The 20491-nt window shown below is 70.8% G+C and carries 13 protein-coding genes; 10 read left to right on the top strand and 3 right to left on the bottom strand.

The features are described from left to right. Positions 1-137: 137 nt before the first annotated feature. Positions 138-953, bottom strand: a complete 816-nt coding sequence (locus tag V3W47_RS09555) for a hypothetical protein (RefSeq protein WP_331824982.1) — start codon at positions 951-953, stop codon at positions 138-140. A 344-nt stretch (positions 954-1297) separates the two neighbouring features. On the opposite strand from V3W47_RS09555, the gene V3W47_RS09550 reads away from it, so the two are divergent. Then, the gene (locus tag V3W47_RS09550; RefSeq protein WP_331824981.1) at positions 1298-2542 is read left to right on the top strand and encodes a Gfo/Idh/MocA family protein; all 1245 of its coding nucleotides are present in this window, start codon (positions 1298-1300) and stop codon (positions 2540-2542) included. A 120-nt stretch (positions 2543-2662) separates the two neighbouring features. After that, the gene (locus V3W47_RS09545) at positions 2663-3073 is read left to right on the top strand and encodes an MliC family protein (RefSeq protein WP_331824980.1); all 411 of its coding nucleotides are present in this window, start codon (positions 2663-2665) and stop codon (positions 3071-3073) included. Here V3W47_RS09545 and V3W47_RS09540 read toward each other — a convergent pair. Then, positions 3016-5001 (bottom strand): putative bifunctional diguanylate cyclase/phosphodiesterase, encoded by a 1986-nt coding sequence (locus tag V3W47_RS09540; RefSeq protein ID WP_331824979.1) that lies wholly within the window; start codon positions 4999-5001, stop codon positions 3016-3018. The genes V3W47_RS09545 and V3W47_RS09540 overlap by 58 nt on opposite strands. 113 nt (positions 5002-5114) lie before the next feature. Here V3W47_RS09540 and V3W47_RS09535 point away from each other — a divergent pair, with 113 nt between their 5' ends. The 8 genes from V3W47_RS09535 to V3W47_RS09500 all read left to right on the top strand — a co-directional run bounded on the left by V3W47_RS09535 (position 5115) and on the right by V3W47_RS09500 (position 18689). Continuing rightward, positions 5115-6284 carry a M28 family peptidase gene (locus V3W47_RS09535; protein ID WP_331824978.1) on the top strand — a complete coding sequence of 390 codons (1170 nt, stop codon included), beginning with the start codon at positions 5115-5117 and terminating at the stop codon, positions 6282-6284. 444 nt (positions 6285-6728) lie between these two features. Further along, entirely contained in the window at positions 6729-8426 is a 1698-nt protein-coding gene (locus V3W47_RS09530) for a winged helix-turn-helix domain-containing protein (protein WP_331824977.1), read from the top strand. Next, positions 8407-11979, top strand: coding sequence for a diguanylate cyclase (locus V3W47_RS09525; RefSeq protein WP_331824976.1), 3573 nt, complete (start codon positions 8407-8409; stop codon positions 11977-11979). Before V3W47_RS09530 ends, V3W47_RS09525 begins: the two co-directional genes overlap by 20 nt. A 577-nt stretch (positions 11980-12556) precedes the next feature. After that, the gene (locus tag V3W47_RS09520) at positions 12557-13900 is read left to right on the top strand and encodes a S8 family peptidase (protein ID WP_331824975.1); all 1344 of its coding nucleotides are present in this window, start codon (positions 12557-12559) and stop codon (positions 13898-13900) included. A 626-nt stretch (positions 13901-14526) separates the two neighbouring features. Beyond that, positions 14527-14688, top strand: a complete 162-nt coding sequence (locus V3W47_RS09515) for a hypothetical protein (RefSeq protein ID WP_331824974.1) — start codon at positions 14527-14529, stop codon at positions 14686-14688. A 190-nt stretch (positions 14689-14878) separates the two neighbouring features. After that, positions 14879-16612, top strand: a complete 1734-nt coding sequence (locus tag V3W47_RS09510) for a tetratricopeptide repeat protein (RefSeq protein ID WP_331824973.1) — start codon at positions 14879-14881, stop codon at positions 16610-16612. A 45-nt stretch (positions 16613-16657) separates the two neighbouring features. Continuing rightward, entirely contained in the window at positions 16658-17722 is a 1065-nt protein-coding gene (locus V3W47_RS09505; protein ID WP_331824972.1) for a helix-turn-helix transcriptional regulator, read from the top strand. 466 nt (positions 17723-18188) lie between these two features. Next, a complete protein-coding gene (locus tag V3W47_RS09500) occupies positions 18189-18689 on the top strand; it encodes a hypothetical protein (protein ID WP_331824971.1) in 501 nt (166 codons plus the stop codon). Positions 18690-19532: 843 nt separating this feature from the next. On the opposite strand, the gene V3W47_RS09495 is transcribed toward V3W47_RS09500, so the two are convergent. Continuing rightward, positions 19533-20303: a hypothetical protein gene (locus V3W47_RS09495; RefSeq protein WP_331824970.1), complete on the bottom strand. Its 771-nt coding sequence runs from the start codon at positions 20301-20303 to the stop codon at positions 19533-19535. Positions 20304-20491: the final 188 nt, after the last annotated feature.

Raw genomic sequence — 20491 nt, 5'->3', positions numbered from 1 at the left:
ACGCGCTCTTCCGATCTGCGTGACTTCGGGGGCGGGGGTGGAAGACGCCTCTCCCCCTGCGCTGCGGTCGGTGTGATCGTCGGTCATGGCCCCTCCAGTACAGCACGGGAGGTGGGCACAAGCGGGCCGCCTCCCCGTCAGTCCCGCCCCCTACTCCGGCGGCGGGGGCGGGGGGAGGCCGGGGGGGACGACCTCCTGCCCTCCGGCTCCTCACCGCGCAACCGGGCGAGCCACGCGCTCAGGCTGGCCCACAGTCCCGTCTTGGTGGGGGCGGCGGGTGGAGGCGGGGTCTTCCTGGAAGGGGCTTTCTCAGGCCTGGGAGGGGGCTGTTTGACGGGCGACTTGGCTGATCGGCTGCCCGTCCCCACCGACTCGGAAGAAGTCCCGGCGGTCTTCCGTCCGCGCGGCTGCCCGGTGGAGGGTGCCTCCATCCCCGGACGGCGTGGACGGGGACCGGGACGAGGGCTGATCCGCGACGGCTCCGGCTCTGCCCCGGTCGTCACATCAGGCGTGAGCGCGGGCGACGTGCCCGCGAAGACCGTGACCGTCACCTCCACCCTCGGATGGGCGGGGTCGTAGTGGGGGTGGTCGTGGCTGCCGTAGACCCATTTGTCGCCGCGTGGGAAGAGCGCGTCGACGATCCCCTTGCGGACGTTCTCGGGGTCGGCGTGGGTTCGTGTGGCGAAGTAGCACACCACGTCCAGCCGCACACGGCTCACCTCGTCCACCGGGCGCAGCCGGAGCAGGGGCGGGGGCGCGTGCAGGCGCACATGGTCCTTCCACGTGTGGTACTCGCCCAGGCGGGTGCGGTTCGGCGTGGCCCCCTGCGTGTAGTACCCGACGAGTTTGAAGGTGCGGGACGCCGCCGGGTCCGCCTGCCCTCCCGTGCGGCGCAGCGTCTTCAGGGCGGGGATGACGAAGGTGATGGTCTGGGGCGGCGGGGAGGGGGGCAAGAGGGTCCTTTCTCCAGCGGGGACGTTCTTTTCTCAGGCTAGCGCCGGGGAGTCAGGTCGTGGACCTGCTGGGGAGATGAGAGCAGAAGGGTCGAGGCACAAGGCGCGCGGCCTCAGCCATCTGCCTTCCAAAACGTTCACAACAACTCGAAGCCTCGGAGAGACAAACCGCCCTCAGGCGCGGCCTTGATGAATTCGAAATTTTTAGCGCCGCTTACGCTGTCGCGCGCCCGTTCCGGGTCATGCTGCGACGGTCCCGCGTGGTCTCTTCCCTGCTAGGGGCCGCATGGCTCTCCGGGACCTCACCGCCCCTCTTCCCCCACTTCACCCACAGGAGGCCGCAGATGGCACACGACGAAGGCATTCATCACGAGGAAGTCACGACGCCCGAGCAGACCGCCGATTCGTCGCGGCGGCGCTTTCTGGGGCAGGCCGGGCTGGGGCTGCTGGGCCTGGGGCTGACCGGTGCGGCGCTCGCGCAGGGGGTGGCGCAGACCGAGAAGCCGCAGACCCCGCCCGAGGAAAAGCAGCCCTTCCCGCCGGGGCAGCGCGTGGGCTGGGCGGTCGTGGGCCTCGGGGAGTTCGCGCTAGGGCAGGTGCTCCCCGCTCTGCGCGAGGCCAGGAAGTCCAAACTCGTCGCGCTCGTGAGCGGCTCTCCCGAGAAGGCGCGCCGGGTCGCGGAGCAGAACGGGGTGGCGCAGCGGAACGTCTACACCTACCAGAACTTCGACTCCATCCGCAACAACCCCGAGATCGACGTGGTGTACATCGTCCTGCCCAACGGTCTGCACGCGGAATACACCATCCGCGCCTTCCAGGCCGGGAAGCACGTCCTCACGGAAAAGCCGATGGCGAACACCTCCGCCGAAGCCCGGCAGATGATCGCGGCGGGGCGGGCGGCGAACAGGAAATTGATGGTCGCCTACCGCGCCCGCTTCGAGCCGCGCCACGTGGAGGTCGCGCGGCTGACGCAATCGCGCGTGCTGGGCAATCCCCGGCAGATGATCGGGGAGTTCGTGCAGAACCAGGGCAGCCCCAACCAGTGGCGGCTCGACCGGGAACTCGCGGGCGGCGGCAGCCTGCCGGACATCGGGCTGTATCCGCTGAACTTCTCGCGCTTCGTGACGGGCGAGGAGCCGACCGAGGTGATGGGCCAGATTTACAGCGACCCGAACGACCCGCGCTTCCGCGAGGTGGAGGACCGGGTGGCCTTTACGATGCAATTTCCCAGCGGCGTGATCGGGCAGTTCTTCTCCGGGTACTCCTCGCACCGCTCCAGCCGTTTCCGGGTGATGAGCGAGCGCGGCTGGGCCGACCTGACGCCCGCCTTCGCCTACGAGGGCAACCGCCTCAGCGTCGGGCGACGCGTGGGACTCCAGGAGGGCACCGACATGCGCGAGGTGGAGAACAAGAGCCAGTTCGTGCTGGAGATCGACGAGATGAGCAGCGCCGTGCTGGAAAACCGCGAGCCGAAGACGCCCGGCGAGGAGGGCCTGCGCGACCACCTCATCATGGAGGCGATCTATCAGAGCGCGCGGGAGAACCGGGCTATTCGGTTGGGGAATCTGGCGGCGCTGACGGGGCGCTGAGAGGGCTGTTCGGTGACGCTGTGGGCGGACCCCTCCGCCCCTTCGGGGCACCTCCCCTTGGAAGGGAGGCAAAACAAAGGCTCCCTTTGAGGGGAGCTGTCAGCGAAGTTGACTGAGGGGTTGCCCGCGACTCCATTCCAATCTGCCGTTCCGGAGGGCGTTCTCTGCTCAGGTCGCGGATGCCATCATGGGCCGTTCCAACTCGTCACGGGAGGCCCCATAAACCGACGCACCACCGCCCTGCTGCTTGCCCTCCTCTCCTCCTCCCCGGCCCACGCGGGTGGAGGCGGTCCCGCCGTCATTCGCTACGTCTGCGAGGGCGGGACCCGGATCGAGGCGACCTACACGGGCCAGCGGGCCAGCGTGGTGGTGAACGGGCGGGGGGTGGAGATGAGCGTTCAGGTCAGCGCGTCCGGTGCCCGCTACGTGGGTGGGGGGCAGACGTGGTGGACGAAGGGTGACGCCGCCGACCTCTACCGGGGGACGCTGCCGGGGGCGCTCACGGCGCTCGACTCCTGCCGGGCGGGCTGAGGCCAGGCCGGGACTTCCCCCGCGTGCTCCCGCTCCTCGTGGGGGTGCTGGCCCCAGGGGGCGCTCAGCGCGGCGGCGAGGGGAGCGGGGCGGCCCAGCAGGTAGCCCTGCCCGATGTGGCAGCCGAGGTCGTGGAGGGCCTGGAGTTGGGCGTCGTCCTCCAGGCCCTCGGCCACGACCTCGAGGTGGAGCAGGTCGGCGACGCGCAGCAGGGCACCCAGCAGGGTGTGGGCGAAGGGCTGGGCCTGCCCGCCGCGCAGGTCGGCGACGAAGGAGCGGTCGATCTTCACGGTGTCGAGCGGCAGGTCGCGCAGTGAGGACAGCGAGGTGTGGCCCGTGCCGAAGTCGTCCAGGGCGACGCGCACGCCGATGTCACGGAGCTGCCCCAGCGTGTGCCGGGCGCGGTCCACGTCACGCATGACCGCCGTCTCGGTGAGTTCGAGTTCCAGCCGCTCGGGAGGCAGGCCGCAGTCCCGCAGGACGGCCCGCACCATGTGGGGGAAGCTGGGGTCCTCCAGTTGCACGGGTGAGACGTTCACAGCGACGACGAGCGCGGCAGGCAGGTGCCGGGCGTCCGCGCAGGCCCGGCGCAGCACCCACTCGCCGAGCGGGGTGATAAGTCCCGTCGCCTCCGCGAGGGGGATGAACTCGGCGGGGCTGACCGGGCCGAGCTGCGGGTGCGTCCAGCGCAGCAGGGCCTCGACCTTCACCGCCCGGCGGGTCCGCAGGTCGAACAGCGGCTGGTAGTGCAGTTCGAGTTCACCGCGCTCGGCGGCGTGCTGCACGTCGCGCTCCAGGGTGGCGCGCCGGGCCTCCGCCTCGCCGAGGTCGCTCGCGTAGCGCCGCACCGCGTTCTTGCCCGTGCGTTTGGCGCGGTACATGGCGAGGTCGGCGGCGCGCAGCAGGGTCTCGGGGTCCGCGCCGTCGTACGGGGCGACGCTCACGCCCACCGAGGCGGTCACGAGTTCGGTGCGTCCGCCGAGGTCGTACGGTGCCCCCAGCACGTCCCGCACCCGCTCCGCGAGGGCCTCGGCCCCGGCGGCGTCCGCGACGGCCCCGAAGAGGGCGAACTCGTCCCCGCCCAGCCGCGCGGCGTGGCCCTCCCCCACACCCTCCTCCCCCAGCAGGGCGCGCAGCCGTCCGCCCGCCCGGCGCAGCAGGGCGTCGCCGACCTCGTGGCCGCGCGTGTCGTTCACCCGCTTGAAGCCGTCGAGGTCGACGAAGACCACGGCGTGGACCTGCCCGCCGCCCCCGCCGCGCAGCGCCTCCGTGAGGGCCGCCGACCAGCCGCGCCGGTTGTGCAGCCCGGTCGGCAGGTCGGTGTGCGCGAGGCGCTCGTGTTCGCGCGCCCGCGCCCGCAGCCGCCCGGCGAACGAGCGGGTGAGCGCGAGGACGGTGAGGTTGCTCAGCGACAGTTGCACGAGCGCCGAGATGACCGGATGCGACGCCGGGTCGTGCAGGTGCAGGACGGCGAAGACGACGCTGAGCACCGCCATGCAGGCCACGCACGAAGCCGCCGCACGGTGGGCGGCCCGGCCATGCCCGCCCGGCACGAGGAGAGTCACGACGTACAGCACGGGCACCCACCAGTACACCTCGGTGAGTTCGCGCAGGGTCTCCGTGCCCCCGGTGAAGTGCAGCAGGGACGCGAGGCGCAGCACGAGGAACGCTCCCGTTACCCCCACGAGCGTCGTCGCGACCGCGCGCAGCGCCGTGTGCCGGCGCAGCAGCGCGACTTCCAGCGCGAGCAGCAGCGCGGCGAGGGCCGGGTAGCCCACCCGGTCGAAGGCCGTCGAGCGCGGGGCCTGATACTCCAGCCCCACCCCCAGGCCCACGGCCATGAACGCGACGGGCAGCGCGAGGAGGAGGTTCTGTCTCCAGGCGCGTTCCTCGTCGGTGGGCACGTGGGGCAGGGCGGGATTGGGCACGCCTCACCGTAGGCAGGCCGCGCCCCCAAAACTCTTACAGCCCCCGCGCGGGGCAACCTTAAAACCTCACATTCGGCACGGTCGCCCGCCGCCGCCCATGCTCTTCTGTGCCCATGCGTCAAATGAAACTGCGCGCCGTGCTGGGCGCGCTCGTGCTGGGGTCCTGGGCCGGGGCGAATATCGAGACCGACCTGAGCAACGTGCTGAAGCTCGGCCCGCGTGTGGCCGGGAGCGCGGCCAACGAGAGCGCCCGCGTGTACCTGGAGGGCCGCTTCCGCGCGCTGGGGTACACGACCCGGCGCGAGACCTTTTCCTACCCCCGCTTCGACGACCTCGGCTCGGACGTGCGGGTGGGCGAGCGGACGCTGGCGGGACAGGCGCTCCAGGGCAGCGCGGGCGGCAGCGTGAGCGCGGCGGCTGTGCTCGTGCCGGGCGTGGGCACCCCCGAGGACTTCGGGCGGGTGGACGTGCGGGGCCGGGTCGCCGTCGTGCGGCGCGGGCAGATTCCCTTCGCGCAGAAGGCGAGGAACGCGCTGGGGGCCGGGGCCGCCGGGCTGATCGTGGTGAACAACGTCGCCGGGGAACTGCGCGGCGGCACCCTGGGCGAGCGCGTGGAGCTGCCCGTCCTCGGGGTGACGCAGGAGGCGGGGACGGCCCTGCGGGAGGGCGAGCGCGTCACCCTGAGCGTCCGCGTGCGGCAGGGCGAGGTGCGCGGGGTGAACGTGGTCGCCTTCAAGACGGGCGTGACCCGCCCCGAGCTGCTCTTCGGCGGGCACATGGACTCCGTGGCGGGGGCACCGGGCGCGAACGACAACCTCTCCGGGACGCTGGCGGTCCTCGACCTCGCGCGGCGGGCGGCGAACACCCCGCTCGCGGCGCGCAGCTTCTTCGTCCTGTTCGACGGGGAGGAGGACGGTCTGCACGGCTCGCGCTCGTTCGTGAAGGACAACGCGGCGCTGGTGGGGAACCTGCGGGCCATGTTCAACTTCGACATGGTGGGTGTGAACGCCGATCCCCTCGCGGTGGGGGGCGACGGCGACCTCGTGGCCCTCGCGCGGCGGGCGAACGCGGGGCTGGAGTCCTTTCCCGCCGGGGGCGGCAGCGACCACGTGCCTTTCACACAGGCGGGCACGCCCACGCTGTTCTTCCACCGGGGCATCGACCCCAACTACCACCAGCCCGGCGACCGCGTGGCCGACCCCGCCCTCATCGGGGCGACGGTGGACGCCGCGCTGAGGACGGCGGACGCGGTGCTGAGCGCAGCCCCGGCGGCGGCCCGGTAACACCCCGGCTGAACAGGCGGCAGGGGATCAGCAGGAACACGACCGGCGGTCCCCCGCCGCCGCTCTGTCCACCCGTCTCACCTGTTCCTCCCGCCGGGCACAGGGGGACGCTCACTTTCGGTGGAAAGACGGTCACTTCCCTGTCAGACTCTCCATGAGCTTTCGGTGAAGGGAGTGGGCCGTTTCTCTGTCCTCGCCCCGGCTCCCGGCCAACTCCCATGCTCTTCCCCTGTTCGGGGTGTCATCTTCATGACATCCGGGAGACAGGACTGTAAGGCCCCGCCTGACAGGATGCCCATGTGCGGTGAAGTTCATAGACAAGCCTTCCGCGACCTCCCCTCCCCCGCTCACCACTCCCTCCATGACCCTGCTCCCTCCCCTCCCCTCTCTCCCTTCCCGGTGCCCGGCGGCGTCCTGGGTCAGCCACCAGTTCCGGGGACGGGCGTGACCGTGACGCGGCGGGAGCGGGGCATTCTGGAGGCCAACGGGCGGCTGACGGCCCGCGAGGGGGCGCTGTACGACCTGCTGGCGGGGCACCGGGGGCGGCTGTTCTCCCGCGCGGAGATCGTGGAGCGGGTGTGGGGCCTGAGCTTCGACGGGGACGACCGGATCGTGGACGTGTACGTGAAGCGGATTCGCCACAAGCTCCACGAGGACGTGATCGAGACGGTGCGCGGCGCGGGCTACCGCTGCCCGCAGGAGCCGGAGCAGAGCCACGCCCTGCCCCACTTCGGGCAGCTCTCGGCGGACGCGCGCACCGTGCTGGAACTCGGGCGGCGGATGCTGGGGGCGACCACGGCGCGGGGGGTGCTGGGTGAGGTCCGCGCGGTGCTCGCGCCGGGGCTGGGGGTCGCCTCGGTGGCCCTGCTCGCGGCCTCGCGGGCACCGGGGAAGGGATGGGCCGTGCAGGACGCCTGCGGGGAGGGGGGCGTGGCGTGGGCCAGCCTGCCCGTGCCTGACCGGGCGCGGCCCGCCTACCCGCTGGTGGGGGGCGGGCGGCCCGTGGCCCTGCTGCCGCTGCTCGGCTCGGGCCTGGGGCATTGGGGAACATTGGCCGTGGCCGCCCAGCCCGGCACCGACTGGGACGCCGGGGCCTACGCCCAACTGGAGGCCGTGGCCGCCCTCGTCAACCCGGCGCTGCGGCTGTGCCTGGAGACGGAGCTGCGCCAGCAGGCCCAGCGCGAGTTGCAGGCGCTGAACGCTGAGCTGGAGCGGCGCGTCCACGAGCGCACCGAGGCGCTGACCCGCGCGCACGCCGAGCAGGAGGTGCTGGGCGAGCTGTCGCGCCGCCTGGAACGCGCCCACCGCGTGCCGGAGGTGCTCGCGGCGAGCCTGCCCGTGCTGGCGCGGCTGGCGGGCACGAACGCCTGCTCGGCGTGGTTTCCTGGGGCGGCGGGCGGGGCGGCGCTCGCCTGCCACCGGGTGGACGGCCCGGTGACCCCGGCGGCCCCGGCGGAGGCCGGGGGGGGCGTGCGGCTGCGGTTCGACGTGAACGGGGACGAGCTGCTCCTGCACGCCCACGACGGGGCGGGGCAGGTACCGGGACCGGGGCGGGTCAGCCCGCTGCTGCACACCGCCGCGCAGTCGGTCGCGCTGACCTTCTCGCGGCTGCTGTACCTCGCGGCGCTGGAGTCCACGGCCCTGACGGACGAGACGACCGGGCTGGGGAACCGCCAGGCGTTTCTCGCCGACCTGACGGGCGAGGTGGCCTACAGTGCCCGGCACGGGGCGGGCTTCGGCCTGAGCGTGGTGGAGATCGCCAACATCCGCTTCCTGAACGCCACGGTCGGCTACGCGGGCGGCAACGACAGCATCGCGCGGCTCGCCGGCAGGCTGCGGGGCACCCGGCGCACCGAGGACCGGGTGTACCGCCTGGGCGGGGCGACCTTCGCGGTGCTGCTGCGCTTCCCGCCCCGCGAGCGTCCGGCGGCGGCGCTGGCGGGCTGGCGTGAGCGGCTGCGGGCGGCCCTGGAGGAGCTGAGCGGCCACGGACCGCCCCTGGAGCTGTGGACCTCGGAGGTGAGCTGCCCGGAGGACGGCCAGACCCCCTCGGACCTGCTGAGGCGGGCGCTCGACGGGCTGCGGCCCGGCCTGCCCGCCCCCACCCCCGACCGGAGACGACATGTCGACGCCCACGGGTAGCGCCACGGGGGGCGTCCCCGGCGTGGACGTGGGCGGGGAACGCGTGGACGCGGCGCTCGCCCCGACTCCACCCGTCCCGGAGACGGAGGGTGGGGCCGAGCGGGGCGTGGAACTCGCCGGGCACGCGGGGCGCTGCGCGGCGCTGGCCGCCGAGGGCCGGGACGCCGACCTCGTGGAGGCCGCCCGCGCCTATGCCGCCGCCGCCCGGCAGGCGGGCGAGGACGCCCGCGAGGCCGGGGCGCTGTCGCTGCTCGCGGGGGCCGCGCAACGCTGCGGCCAGTTCGGGGTGGCGGTGGAGGCCCAGCAGCGCGAGGTCGAGTTGCGCGCCCGCGCGGGCGACCGGGCCGGGCAGGCGGAGTGCCTGAACAACCTCGGGATGCTGTGGGCCACCCTGGGTGCCCACGCCGAGGCGCTGGCGGCGCTGTACCAGTGCCAGCAACTGTGCGAGCAGTACCTGGAGATTCCGGGCGAGCTGCGCGGCACCTGTGGGGTGAACATCGGGCATACCTTCCTCACGATGGGGCAGGCGGCGCAGGCCCGGACCTTCCTCGAACCCGGCCTGGAGACCGCCCGGCGCTGCGGGGACCTGGAGACCGAACTCGGGGCGCTGGGGATGCTCGGCCTCGTGCACAAGGACCTCGGCGACCACGACCGGGCCACGGAGACGCTGCTGCACGCCATCGCCCTCGCCGGGCGGCACAACCTCACCCGGCACCTCACCGACCTGCACGACAACCTCGGGCAGGTCCACCTGGAGCGCGGGGAGACGGGGCAATCGGAGACGATGTTCCGGCAGTCGCTGTTCTGGGCCGCCGAGGCCGGGGACGTGCAGGGCGAGCAGGGGGCGCTGCTCAGTCTGGGGCGGCTGGCCTTCCGGCAGGGCCGGGTGGAGGGGGAAGACGGTGCCCTGGCCCACCTGCGCCGGGCGCTGGACCTCGCCACGTCGCACAGCCTGAGCGCCGCGCGGCTGAGCATTCTGGAGGCGCTGTTCCTGGGGCTGGAGGGGCTGGGGCGCGAGGCCGAGGCCTACGGGTACCTGCGCGCCTTCCGCGACCTCGAACGCGGGCTGAGGAGCGAGGAGAGCGAGCGCCAGACGAGGCTGCTGACCGCCCGCTTCGAGGCGGAGCAGGCGCGGCGCGAGGCCGAGATGTACCGGCGGCTGGGCGACGTGTCCCAGCACGCCCGCCTCCAGGCCGAGGAGACCGTGCGCCTGCGGACCGCCGAGCTGGAAGCCGTGCAGATCGAGATCGTGACCCGGCTGGGCATGGCCGCCGAGTACCGCGACGACCGGACCGGGCAGCACACCCGCCGGGTCGGGGAACTCAGCGCCCACCTCGCGCAGGCCCTGGGCCTCCCCCCCGAGGAGGTGGACCTGATCCGCTGGGCGGCGCGGCTGCACGACATCGGCAAGATCGGCGTGGGCGACGACGTGCTGCTCAAGACGGGGAGATACACCCCCGAGGAGTTCGAGCGCATGAAGCTGCACACCGTCCTCGGGGCAAAGGTGCTGGAGGGCAGCACGTCGCGCCTGCTGCGGATGGCCGAGGAAATCGCCCGGACGCACCACGAACGCTGGGACGGCGGCGGCTACCCGCGCGGCCTGCGCGGCACCGACATCCCCATCAGCGGGCGCATCGTGGCCGTGGCGGACGTGTTCGACGCCCTCACGAGCGAGCGGCCCTACAAGGAGGCGTGGTCCACCGAGGACGCCCTCGCCGAGATCGGGCGTCAGGCCGGCGTCCAGTTCGACGCGGAGGTCGTGGACCGCCTGCTCACGCTCGTCACGGGCAACCCGGCGTCGCTGGCCCCCCTGCTCGCGCCGCGCACCCTGCCCCGCGACCCGGCCCCGGCGATGCATCAGGCCCCGTCCACCCTGGGCGCGTTCCAGCCCGGCCCGGAGCAATCCCCAGGGGACCTGGAGGAGGGTGTGGCCCTGCTCGAACAGGCCTGGGCGCTGCGCCAGAGCGACCCGCGCGCCGGGGCCGAGCTGGCCGCCCGTGGCTTGACCCTGACCCGCGCGGCGGCGGACGACCGGACGCTGGGCCTGGCCCACCGCACGGCGGGCTACTACCGCTTCCACGAGGGTGCCTACGAGGAGGCCCTGACCCACCTCTCGCAGGGGCTGGACCTCGGCATCCTCACCGACGACCAGACCCTGCAGGCCGACTGCGCGAACTTCATCGCCGCCGTCTACAGCAGCCTGCACGACTACGAAAAGGCCACCGACCACATCGCCGTGGTGCTCAGGATCGCGCGGGCGAACAGGGACCAGCTCCGTGAGGCCCACTGCCTGCACAACCTCGCCACCCTGAACTACCAGAACCGCGACCTGACGAAGGCCAGGCAACTCGTGGAGGAGAGCCTAGCACTGTATGAGGTGGTGGGAAACGTGGGCGCGCGAGCAACGGCACTCTATACGCAAGCGAATATTGCCTTTGATCTGAACGACATTCACCTTGTGTCTACATCATCAGAAGCTGCGGTCAAGTGTGCAGATCAGGTAGGAAATACAGGGGTTAAAAATATTGCGCAAGCCATGATGGGTAAGGCAGCGGCTCGTCTGGGCAACTTGGAAGTGGGTAAAACCTTACTCTTACAAGCCATTGAACATGCGCGGGAAATCAAACTTTCTATCTATGAGGCTTGGCACCATTACGAACTAGGTAATATTCACTATAAATCAAATGACCCTGCATCGGCGCGTCAGGCCTACGAATCAGCTCTGGCGCAGGCCCAAGAACTCTCCCTGCGTGACCTGCAACTGAAGACCTACCTGGGTCTCTCCGAACTGTGCGCGCTGGAAGGCCGTCATCAGGAGGCCTTTGACCTGTACCGCAAACACCACGATGTCGAGCGCGAAATCTTCGATGAGAAGGCAGCCCTCAAGGCCCGCGCCCTCACCACGCAACTGGACGTGGAGCGGGCGAAGTCCGAGGCGCAGATCTACCGCCTGCGGACCATCGAGCTGGCGAGCGCCAACGAGGCGCTGGAGCGGGTCAACACCGAGAAGAGCGGCCTCGTGAACATGCTGGAGGAGCAGTCCAGGCTGCTGGAGAAGCAACTGTCCGAAGACGGCCTGACCGGACTGTTCAACCGCCGTCACATCGAGGGCCTGCTGCAACAGGAGTTCCTGCGGAGCCGGATGGGGCACCAGCGGCTGTGTGTGGCGATGGCGGACGTGGACCACTTCAAGGGGATCAACGACCAGTTCTCGCACATGGTGGGCGATCAGGTGCTCCGCAAGGTCGCGCAACTGTTCCGGGAGGCGGTGCGGCCCACCGACAGCGTGGGGCGATTCGGGGGTGAGGAGTTTCTGTTCGTGTTCCCGAACAGCGACGCGCGCCAGGGCCAGGCGATCTGCGAGCGCGTCCGCGAGCTGGTCACGTCCTTCGACTGGTCGCAGATTCACCCCCGCCTTCAGGTCACGCTGTCCATCGGCGTCTGTGCCGATCCGCACGCCCTCAACCACGAGAAGCTGGTGAGCCTCGCCGACGAGGAGCTGTACCGCGCCAAGCATTCCGGGCGCAATCGGGTCTGTGCCCGTCCCGACTGACCCCACCGAATCGCCACGTCGGTTCCAACTTCACCCCGTCCGGGAGAGCGCCGAGAGGTTCTCTCCCGCGACGTTGGGTGTCCTGTGAACGTCGCAGAAAGCGGAAGGCAGAAGGCCGATCACGCGCGTGGCCCCGCCCTCTGCCTTTGATCTGCTGCCCTTGCCCCTCCACACTTGCTAGCGCCCACGTCCGTAGGCGGTCCACTGGGAGGATAGAACCGCGAGGTACGGGAGACGGTGCCGTGTCACATGGGACTCCATGACGTTGTTCACCTTCCCGTGAATGTGTCGGCGTGAACGTGTCGGAGATTTTCAGGAGCGAGCCGCCGGAGCAGCAGAGACAGGCCGCTTCCCAGGGCCACCACCCCTCTCGTCAGTCAATGTGAATGAAATGTGACTTCATATTTCGCGCGCGAAGAATCGTGTCAGAGAAAAACACCCACCCACACGCCCCCGTCGGGAGAGCCGCACGGCCTGACCTGTCATTGGGTGGTCACACCTCTGCATCAGAATCTATTTCATCAAGGCCTGTTTCTCATCCGGTTCAGGCATCTCACGCATCCACGGAGGCTCACCTATGAAGCTCAAAACCCGCCCTCTCTCCTACATGACGCTCGCTCTGGCGACCCTGGCGATCACGGCCTGCGGCAACACGCCCACGGCGCAGGTGCCCGGGGTGACGGTCAGCCAGGAGCGCCAGCTCGCCACCGTCAGCATCGGTGCCTCGGTGACACGCGACGCCCTCCTGGCCGCGCTGCCCGCCGCGCAGATTCTGAGCTTCGACACCGCCGCCGGGTACGCCATCCTCTCGGTGCCCGGCGAGAGCGGCAAGCTCCGGCCCGCCAGCCTGAACAGTCAGGCCCTCCGGGCACTGGACGCTTCGGTGACGACGGTGGAGGCCGACGTGGAACTCGCCGCACCGTCTGACCCCGTGGCGGAGGGACTGGGTGTTACTGCTTGGGCTGGTGGAGTTACTGCTTGGGCTGGCGGAGTTACGGCCTGGGCTGGCGGCGTCTCCGCCTGGGCCAGTGGATTTGGGTTCAACGCCACCGACCTGTACAACCTGCACGTCTTCAGAAACGTTATCAATCTGCCCACCGGGCAGCAGCTCGCCCCCGAGCTGGGCGCGGGCGTGAAGGTCGCCGTCATCGACACGGGTGTGGACCTGGCGCACCCCCTGCTGCGTGAGCAGATCAACACCGCCGCCGACTGGGACTTTGTGGGCGGGGACGCGACGCCGCAGGAAGAGCTGCCCGCCGCCGGACTCGGGAAGTACGGCCACGGCACGGCGGTGGCGGGCGTCATCGCGCAGGTGGCCCCCAGGGCCGAGATTCTGGCCTACCGCGTGCTGGCTCCCGACGGCAGTAGCCCGGTGTCGCGCGTGGTGCTGGCGGTGGACAAGGCCGTCAGCAGCGGCGCGAAGATCATCAACCTGTCGCTGGGCAGCATGGAGGACTCCACCGCGCTGAACACGGTCGTCGCCGGGGCGCTCGCCAAAGGTATTCTGGTCGTCAACTCCAGCGGTAACGACGGCATCGAGAACATGGTCTACCCCGCCCGGAAGCTGGGCACCGGCTCCTTCACGGCGAACAGCGGCCTGATCGCCGTGGGCAGCGTGGCTCTCGGTTACATGAAGTCCAGCTTCACGAGCTACGGCACGGGCATGAGCCTGACGGCCCACGGCGAGAACGTCGTCACCAGCTACCCCGGCAGCCGGTTGATCAAGGCGACGGGCACCTCCTTCGCCGCCCCGGCGGTCTCGGGGGCGCTGGCGCTCGCCGTCTCCGCCGGAACCACGAACGTCTCCACGCTCGTCGCGGACCTGCGCGCCACCACCACGCCGAACGCGGACCCCATCTTCCGCTCCAAGCTCGGCACCGGATCGCTCAACATCGGTGCCTTCATGGACCGCTACCGCTAAGGGACTCTCATGCTGACCTCCCTCCCCTCCCCTTCCCCCCGCCCGGTCCTTCCCCCCGTTCCCGGACCCACGCCGCTCCAGGCCGCGAGCCGTGGCATCTGGAAGGACACCCGCACCAAACCGCTGGCCGCCTGAACCCGGCCACCCAGCCGCCTCACCGAACCCGGTGGGGCGGTTTTCGTTGAGCTTTCCGAATGGGCGAGTCCACTCTCAGAGGGACGTATCTCTTCCGTCAACTCCACCCACGCCGCTTCCTTTGCCTGGGTTGCTTCGCCCGAACTCGTCGAGGGTTCAGCCCGAGCAGGAAGTTTGGCGTCCCTCCCGGCAGGACGGTGGGGATGACGCCTTTTGACATGGACCGAGCTGTTCCCTCTCGGGGTGGGGGACGGCAGCGCGGGGGTGACTCCAGCGACCGGTTTCGTCGCGGGGCTGCCGCACAGTGCGCGGCGTCACCCCGGTACATGCGCTCCCAGAGGCATCGGCGGTGATCTTCGGCCCCACGGCAGGCCCGCCTTCCGGCGCGTGCGTGCCCCCGCCCCGACCTCACCCCCGGCGCACCCAACGGCTCAGGAACCCACGGCGGCTCCTGGGGAGAGGTCCCTTGTCCGCCCACAGGAGGCCCGCCCATGCGCCACCCGCTCGCCCTGCTCACCGCCCTGCTCGTCCTCGCGCCGCTGTCCGCGCCCGCCCACGCGTCCCCCGCCCCCCGGCTGGAGACGACCTCACCGACCACGCCGCCCGTGCAAACCCAGGGCGACGACCAGAAGGGGGGGCACGGGATGGGGTGAGGGAGGGGTCAGCTTTGAGCGGTCAGCCGTCAGCTCTCAGCCGTGAGCCTCTTGGCCGTGAGCCTTGAAGACAGGGGGGAGGTTAGACACCCAAATCTTCAGGTCTGGCCCATAGCCCTTCTCTTCCCCCGCCCGTGCCCCGTGCCGGGTGGGGAGCGTCCTCGTTCCCACGTGACCGTACACTTCGGGGGTGTCGCCCGCCTCTGCCCGACCACGCCCCGCCGTCCTCGTGACCGCCGGGGAGTGGGACGCCTCCTTCGCGGCGTTGCGGGCGGCGGGCCGGATGGACGAGGCGCTGCGGACGCTGGGGCGGGCCACCGGGGAGGCGCAGGACGCGGGGCGCTTCGGTGCCCTGCTGGACCTCTTCCTGACGCTGCCGCCGGACGTGCGGGATGGGCCGGAGGGGGTGCGGCTGCACCTGCGGTTGCTGGGGAACGCGCGTGGTGCCCCGGAGGTGGAGGCGCTCGTGCGGGCGGCGCTGGAGGGCGAGCTGGACGCGCCCTTCCTGCACGTCTCGCACGCCTGGGCGCGGGCGCAGGAGGGGGACTTCGCGGGGGCGCTGACCGCCGCCGACCGGGCGCTGGCGGGCGAGGCCGACCTCACCGGGCACGAGGCGGGGCTGGCGTGGCGCACGCGGGGCCGCGCCCAGGCGCACCTGGGTCGGGAGGGCTGGCGGGCGGCCTTCGCGCGGGCGGGGAGATTCGTGGAGGGCCGCGCCCTCGGCCTGCTGCGGCTGGAGGAGGGGGCGCTCCTCGGTCGGCAGGGCGATCAGGGGGGTGCCCTGGGGGCCTACGCCGAGGCCCTGCCCCTCTTTCGCCACGACCCGCACCACCGGGGCTGGACCCTGCACAACATGGGGCTGGCCTGCCTGGCGGCGGGGGCCTTCGCGGACGCGGAGGACTACTTCACCCGGCTGGCGGCCATCCGGCACGGGGCCGACGCGACGCGGGCGCGGGCGTGGTGCGGGCAGGCGGCGGCCCGGCGGGCGCTCGGCGAGTGGTCCCGCGCCGAGGCCCTCTACCGCCGCGCGGCGGACGAGGCCGAACGTCGCGCGGACTCCGACGACCTGCGGCAGGCCCGGCGTGGGCTGGGCCACACCCTGCGGCTCGCGGGCCGTCCCCACGCCGCCCTCGAACCGCTCGTGGGGGCCGCCCGCACCACGCCCGGCGACCGGGAGACGGGCACCTCCTGGGTGTACGCCGACCTCGCCGCCACCTATGCCGCGCTGGGGCAGGCGGAACAGGCCCGCGCCGCCCTCGCCCGCACCGGCCCGCTGGACGGCGAGGACGCGGACCGCGCCCGCCTCGTGCGCGCCGAACTCGCCCGGCAGGGGGGCGACCGGGGGACCGCGCTCGCGGGGCTGGAGGGCCTCGACCCCGGCACCCTCTGGGCGCGCGAGGAGGCCCACGCCTTCCCGGCGCTGTTCGGGCTGCTCTCGGGGGCCGGGCGGCCCGTTCCCGCCCCGCTTCCTCGTCCCACGGGCACGGTCGTCACGGTGCGGGCGGTCGGTCAGCCGAGGGTGGAGGTGAACGGGCGGCGTGTGGACCCCGGCACCCTCGCACTGGTCGTGCTGTGCGCGCTGCTCGATGCGGACGGCGAACTCCTCACCGACCTGCTCGCGGAGGCGCTGGAGGACCACACCCCGCGCCCGCCCCGGCTGGCCCGGCAACGGGTCTCCGCCGCCGTCCGCTCGCTCCGGGACGCCCTCGGCTGGCCGGGCAGCGTGGAGAACGCGCCCGGCGGCTACCGCCTCGATCCCGGCACCGAGTGGCGCTACGACGTGCGCGGGGCGCTGCGGGCGGGGTGGCCCGTGGAGGCCTTCCTCTCCGGCCTCCCCCTTCCCTGGGTGACGGCCCGTGAGCAGGAGTTGAGGCAACGGGACGCAAATCCCCTGAGTGATGACCTGGGGTCGTGGGAGGAGTGACCTGAGCGCGACAGCCGTATCCCACCCTGCGCGCGGAGGACCCCCGTGGGCGAACCGCAGCAGACCCCCCCCGACCTTTCCCCGACCCCCCCACCCCGGCGTCCCCGGCCCCGGCAGTCCGTGGTGTGGGACCGTGCCAAACGCCTCACCGAGCTGGAGGCCAAACTCCGCCTGGCACCGCACACCACGGCCCAGCTCGCCGGGGCCTTCGGTGTCACCCGGCGCAGCATTCAACGCGACCTGGACGCCCTGCGGGAGATGAACCGCGACGTGATCCGCGACGGGCGGGGCGCGTACCACATCCCCACGCGGGGCCGGGCGCTGAGGCCGGTCGAGGCGCTCGCCATCTACTCCGCCGTGCGGCTGCTGCACCACCACGCGCCGGGCACGAGCGGACACTACCTCAGTGCCCTGGAGACGATCTCACAGGGCCTGCCCCAGCACCTGCGCCACCTGCTGCACGCCTCGCTGCTCGACACCGGGGCCGCCCACGCCTCCGACCGGGCGCTCGACCTCATCGCCGCCGCGTGGATGAACCGCGAAGCCCTGCGTTTCGACTACCGCCGCCCCAACGGTGAGGTCGAGCGCGGCAACGAGCTGCACGTCTACTTCGTGGAGATCAGCCGCGACAACCTCGCCCCCTACGCTATCGGGCTGGAGACCCGGCACCGGGGGGCCGTCCGCACCTTCAAGGTCAGCCGCATGGACCACCTCGCCCGATTGCCAGGGGGCTACGAGATTCCCGACAGCTTCAACCCCCGCGACTATCTCACCGACGCCTGGGGCGTGATCGGCGGCGGGCAGCCCATCACGGTGCGCGTGCGCTTCGCCCCGGAGGCGGCCTACCGCGTCCGCGAGGGCGGCTACCCCAACACCACCCTCCTCCCCCGCGAGGATGGCAGCGTCGAACTCGACATCCGCGCGTGCCCCGACCGGAGCGGCCTCCCGCGTGAGCTGATCCCCTTCCTGCTGGGCTGGGGACCCCGCGTGGAGGTCCTCTCGCCCCCCCACGTCCGCGCCCACTGGCTCGGCGAGCTGCGCGCCGCCCTCGCCCGCCACGACCCCGACTTCCGCGTGGGTGGGAGCGGCGACGGTCACAGCTCGTCCTGATCGACCTGGGCAAGCCTGCCGGGAAGAGGGGTCGGGGAGGGAGAGGCGACGGGTCACGGGATGTCCCCAGGGAGACGACCCGGAAGCCCTCACAGGCGGCAGAACGACCGCATGCCTCTCCCGATCCCGACTTCCGGCCTGAAGTCAGGGATGAACCGTCGCCCGTTCTCGGTGCGGAAGGGGGCAGGGAGACTTGGCTCTTCTCAGGCGTAGGGCCGCTCCTTTGCTGCATGCGGCGGAGCCATTCTCCGGTCCTCCGCACCCCTTCCAAATGAAGATTTTCTCATGTAAGAACTCCACTCCCCCGGCATCAAGAGGGAAGATGAGGCCCCCTCTCAGCATCATTTGATCCAAAAACACAGTCTGGCTCGGGGAGTTCAGGGCTGGGAACGTGGTGTGAAAATTTGTGCATCCCCTTCGTGAGAAATTTCAGAGTATTTAGGCGTTCTTCATGTAAACATAACGCATGCTCAATGTTCAGCCCCTGCTGCCCGCCCACCGAACGCTGAGCGGTCGTGTCGTCGCCTCCGTGCTCGGAACGGTGACTGCCCTGTATCTGATCTGCCCGGTGGCGCGCACGGGGCTGGAGATGTCGGCACCCGTTCTGCTGGCGATGCTGCCCGCCGCGCTCGCGGGGCTGCTCTACCGGCTGGGCCTCGACGGGCTGGAGGAGGGGCACGGGCACCTCTCGCGGCAGGGGGTGTGGGCCATGCTCGGCGGGGCACTCGGGGCGCTGGTGGCGGCGGCGGCCCTCGCCGGGCACGGCTGGCACCTCGTGGAGACGGCGCAGCCCGTCGGAAGCACGGCGGAGGGCGTGCTGGCGCTGCTGCTGCCGCTGGCCGCCCTCGGGGCCGCCGTGCTCGTGGGCCGGGCGGGCTACCTCGACGGAATTGACCCGACCGGGCGCGCCTCCGCCCGTTCCGGCGTCCGGGGCCAACAGCCCAATCTCTCGCGCCGCATACGCTAGGGCGCTGACCCTCTCCCCAGGGGGCCAACCCTATCCGGGGGAGCCGGGGAAGGAGTGTTCATCCCCTTCGCTGGGTGGGGTTTACCGACGCTGCCCCCGCCGCCCTCAGCCTAGGGCGTCGAGGTGACTCTGGGTGACGCTGCCGTGAATCAACAGCGGCCCCGCCCGCCGCAGGGTGTTCAGCGTCGCGGGGATCGCGGGCGCGGTGGGTTCGGCGGCGAGCACGGCACTGAGGACATTGGTATCGATGCAGTGGGTCCCCCGTCGCCTTCGCCGTCGCGCATCTGCCGCCGGGAGGTCCTGGCGTCCTGGGGCAGCGGGGGCAGGACGCCGATGAGAGCGTCGAAGGGGGGTGTCCTCCTCGGGTGGGACCAGGGGAAGGATGTTGCCCTCGATCTCGGACACCAGGCTGTCCCCCCTGTTTGAGTCCCCACCGCCCGCGCAGCTCGCGCGGCACTGTGACCTCTCCCTTGCTTGTCAGCTTGGCAAGCACTCGCTTGGCGATCTCCTTACAGGGGAATGGAGTTGTAAGGACACCCAAAATTCACAACCTGCGGGAAACGATGACGGCTCTTCCTGTGGTGCAGGGAGCTGAACAGAGGAGGAGGAAGAGCAGTGGACCGAGCAGGGAATGACCTCGCTGGTGGAGGTTGTGCGTGGCCTGAAAGAAAGCGATGTAGGGGGGCAGAAAGCGTTGAGAGATGCCACGGTGGGGGCGGGGCCAAGCGGAGTACCGCGATGAGAAACGACCGAACAGATCAACGTTGTGGATAGAGCGGCAGGGGTGGACGGCCCCCCACGGGAGGGACGGCGAGTGCTCACCTGAGTGGCCCGTGTCCCAAACTATTGGCCTGGAGGTGTCGTCAACAGTTCCTCCATCCATACGCGTTCTCCCAGGGGAACCCGCAACTCGTCGTATACCTGGGTGAGCAGTCCGTCGAGTGCGGTGCGGGAGAATAGGGTGAACCCACATAACTTCTCATGATCCGCCGCGCTACGAACGACACACAGTTGTCGCATGGCCTTTAACTCTGTGTTATTCCAGTGAGAACTCACGTGCGTGTTGACTTTCGTCTCCTGCTCCGTCTCGTCGCGCATACGTTCAATCTGACCACGAGGCTTTCCCGGATCGTAGTGGGTATCGATCCTCAGGGCGCGGCCCCCACTCAGGACCACAACGTCGCACTTGCCCTTCCAATCCACCCGGGCGTCATAGAGAACGAGTCCACGTTGCAACTTGTCCTCGACGGCCTGGGCGAGAACCGCGTAGACGTATATCTCCGTCATTCCCGTCTCATACAGGCTGCTCAGCCGACGGAGAAGACCGGGGGTGGGCCAGCCCTCGTCCGTCATCAACCTGGCGTACAGGTCGGGCTTCTTCCTTCTGAACGCTTCGTGGTGTTGAAAATTCTTCGCATAACACCGCACGAACAAATCCAGGCCGGGCAAGGAGTATCCCGCCACATGCCGCATGAGGACCACACTCGTGAAGACGGCCCGCCAGGCGGGAATGCTCGCTCGCTGGACCATCTGATCGTACCGACCCAGCGGCACGAAGGTGGGGAGCCTTTGCAACTCCTGCCGAAATCGAAAGACGTTCATGTCGACGGACATGCCCCTCATTCTGTCGCAAGAGGTGGCTGTTTTTGGCGCGGGTGCCGGGGTCAGGCGCGGTCTCCAAAGCCTGAACGGCCCGCCCGCGAGAAACGCCCGCACCCGCTCCACCCAACAGGCGTCCACCTCATCCAGGCTCGAGGTCACGCCGCTGGCGGCTGGCGGCGAGGGGATTGGGAAAGGTGACG

The organism is Deinococcus sp. YIM 134068 (assembly GCF_036543075.1).
Lineage (GTDB): Bacteria > Deinococcota > Deinococci > Deinococcales > Deinococcaceae > Deinococcus > Deinococcus lichenicola.
The sequence above is the reverse complement of the archived record's forward strand: the minus strand, read 5'-3'. Positions and strand labels throughout refer to the sequence as shown.

Excerpts from the sequence above, each read along its gene's own strand:
- V3W47_RS09550 (WP_331824981.1), top strand. The coding sequence starts at position 1,298 with ATGGCACACGACGAAGGCATTCATCACGAGGAAGTCACGACGCCCGAG.
- V3W47_RS09535 (WP_331824978.1), top strand. The coding sequence starts at position 5,115 with ATGCGTCAAATGAAACTGCGCGCCGTGCTGGGCGCGCTCGTGCTGGGG.
- V3W47_RS09525 (WP_331824976.1), top strand. The coding sequence starts at position 8,407 with ATGTCGACGCCCACGGGTAGCGCCACGGGGGGCGTCCCCGGCGTGGAC.
- V3W47_RS09520 (WP_331824975.1), top strand. The coding sequence starts at position 12,557 with ATGAAGCTCAAAACCCGCCCTCTCTCCTACATGACGCTCGCTCTGGCG.
- V3W47_RS09515 (WP_331824974.1), top strand. The coding sequence starts at position 14,527 with ATGCGCCACCCGCTCGCCCTGCTCACCGCCCTGCTCGTCCTCGCGCCG.
- V3W47_RS09500 (WP_331824971.1), top strand. The coding sequence starts at position 18,189 with ATGCTCAATGTTCAGCCCCTGCTGCCCGCCCACCGAACGCTGAGCGGT.
- V3W47_RS09495 (WP_331824970.1), bottom strand. The coding sequence starts at position 20,303 with ATGTCCGTCGACATGAACGTCTTTCGATTTCGGCAGGAGTTGCAAAGG.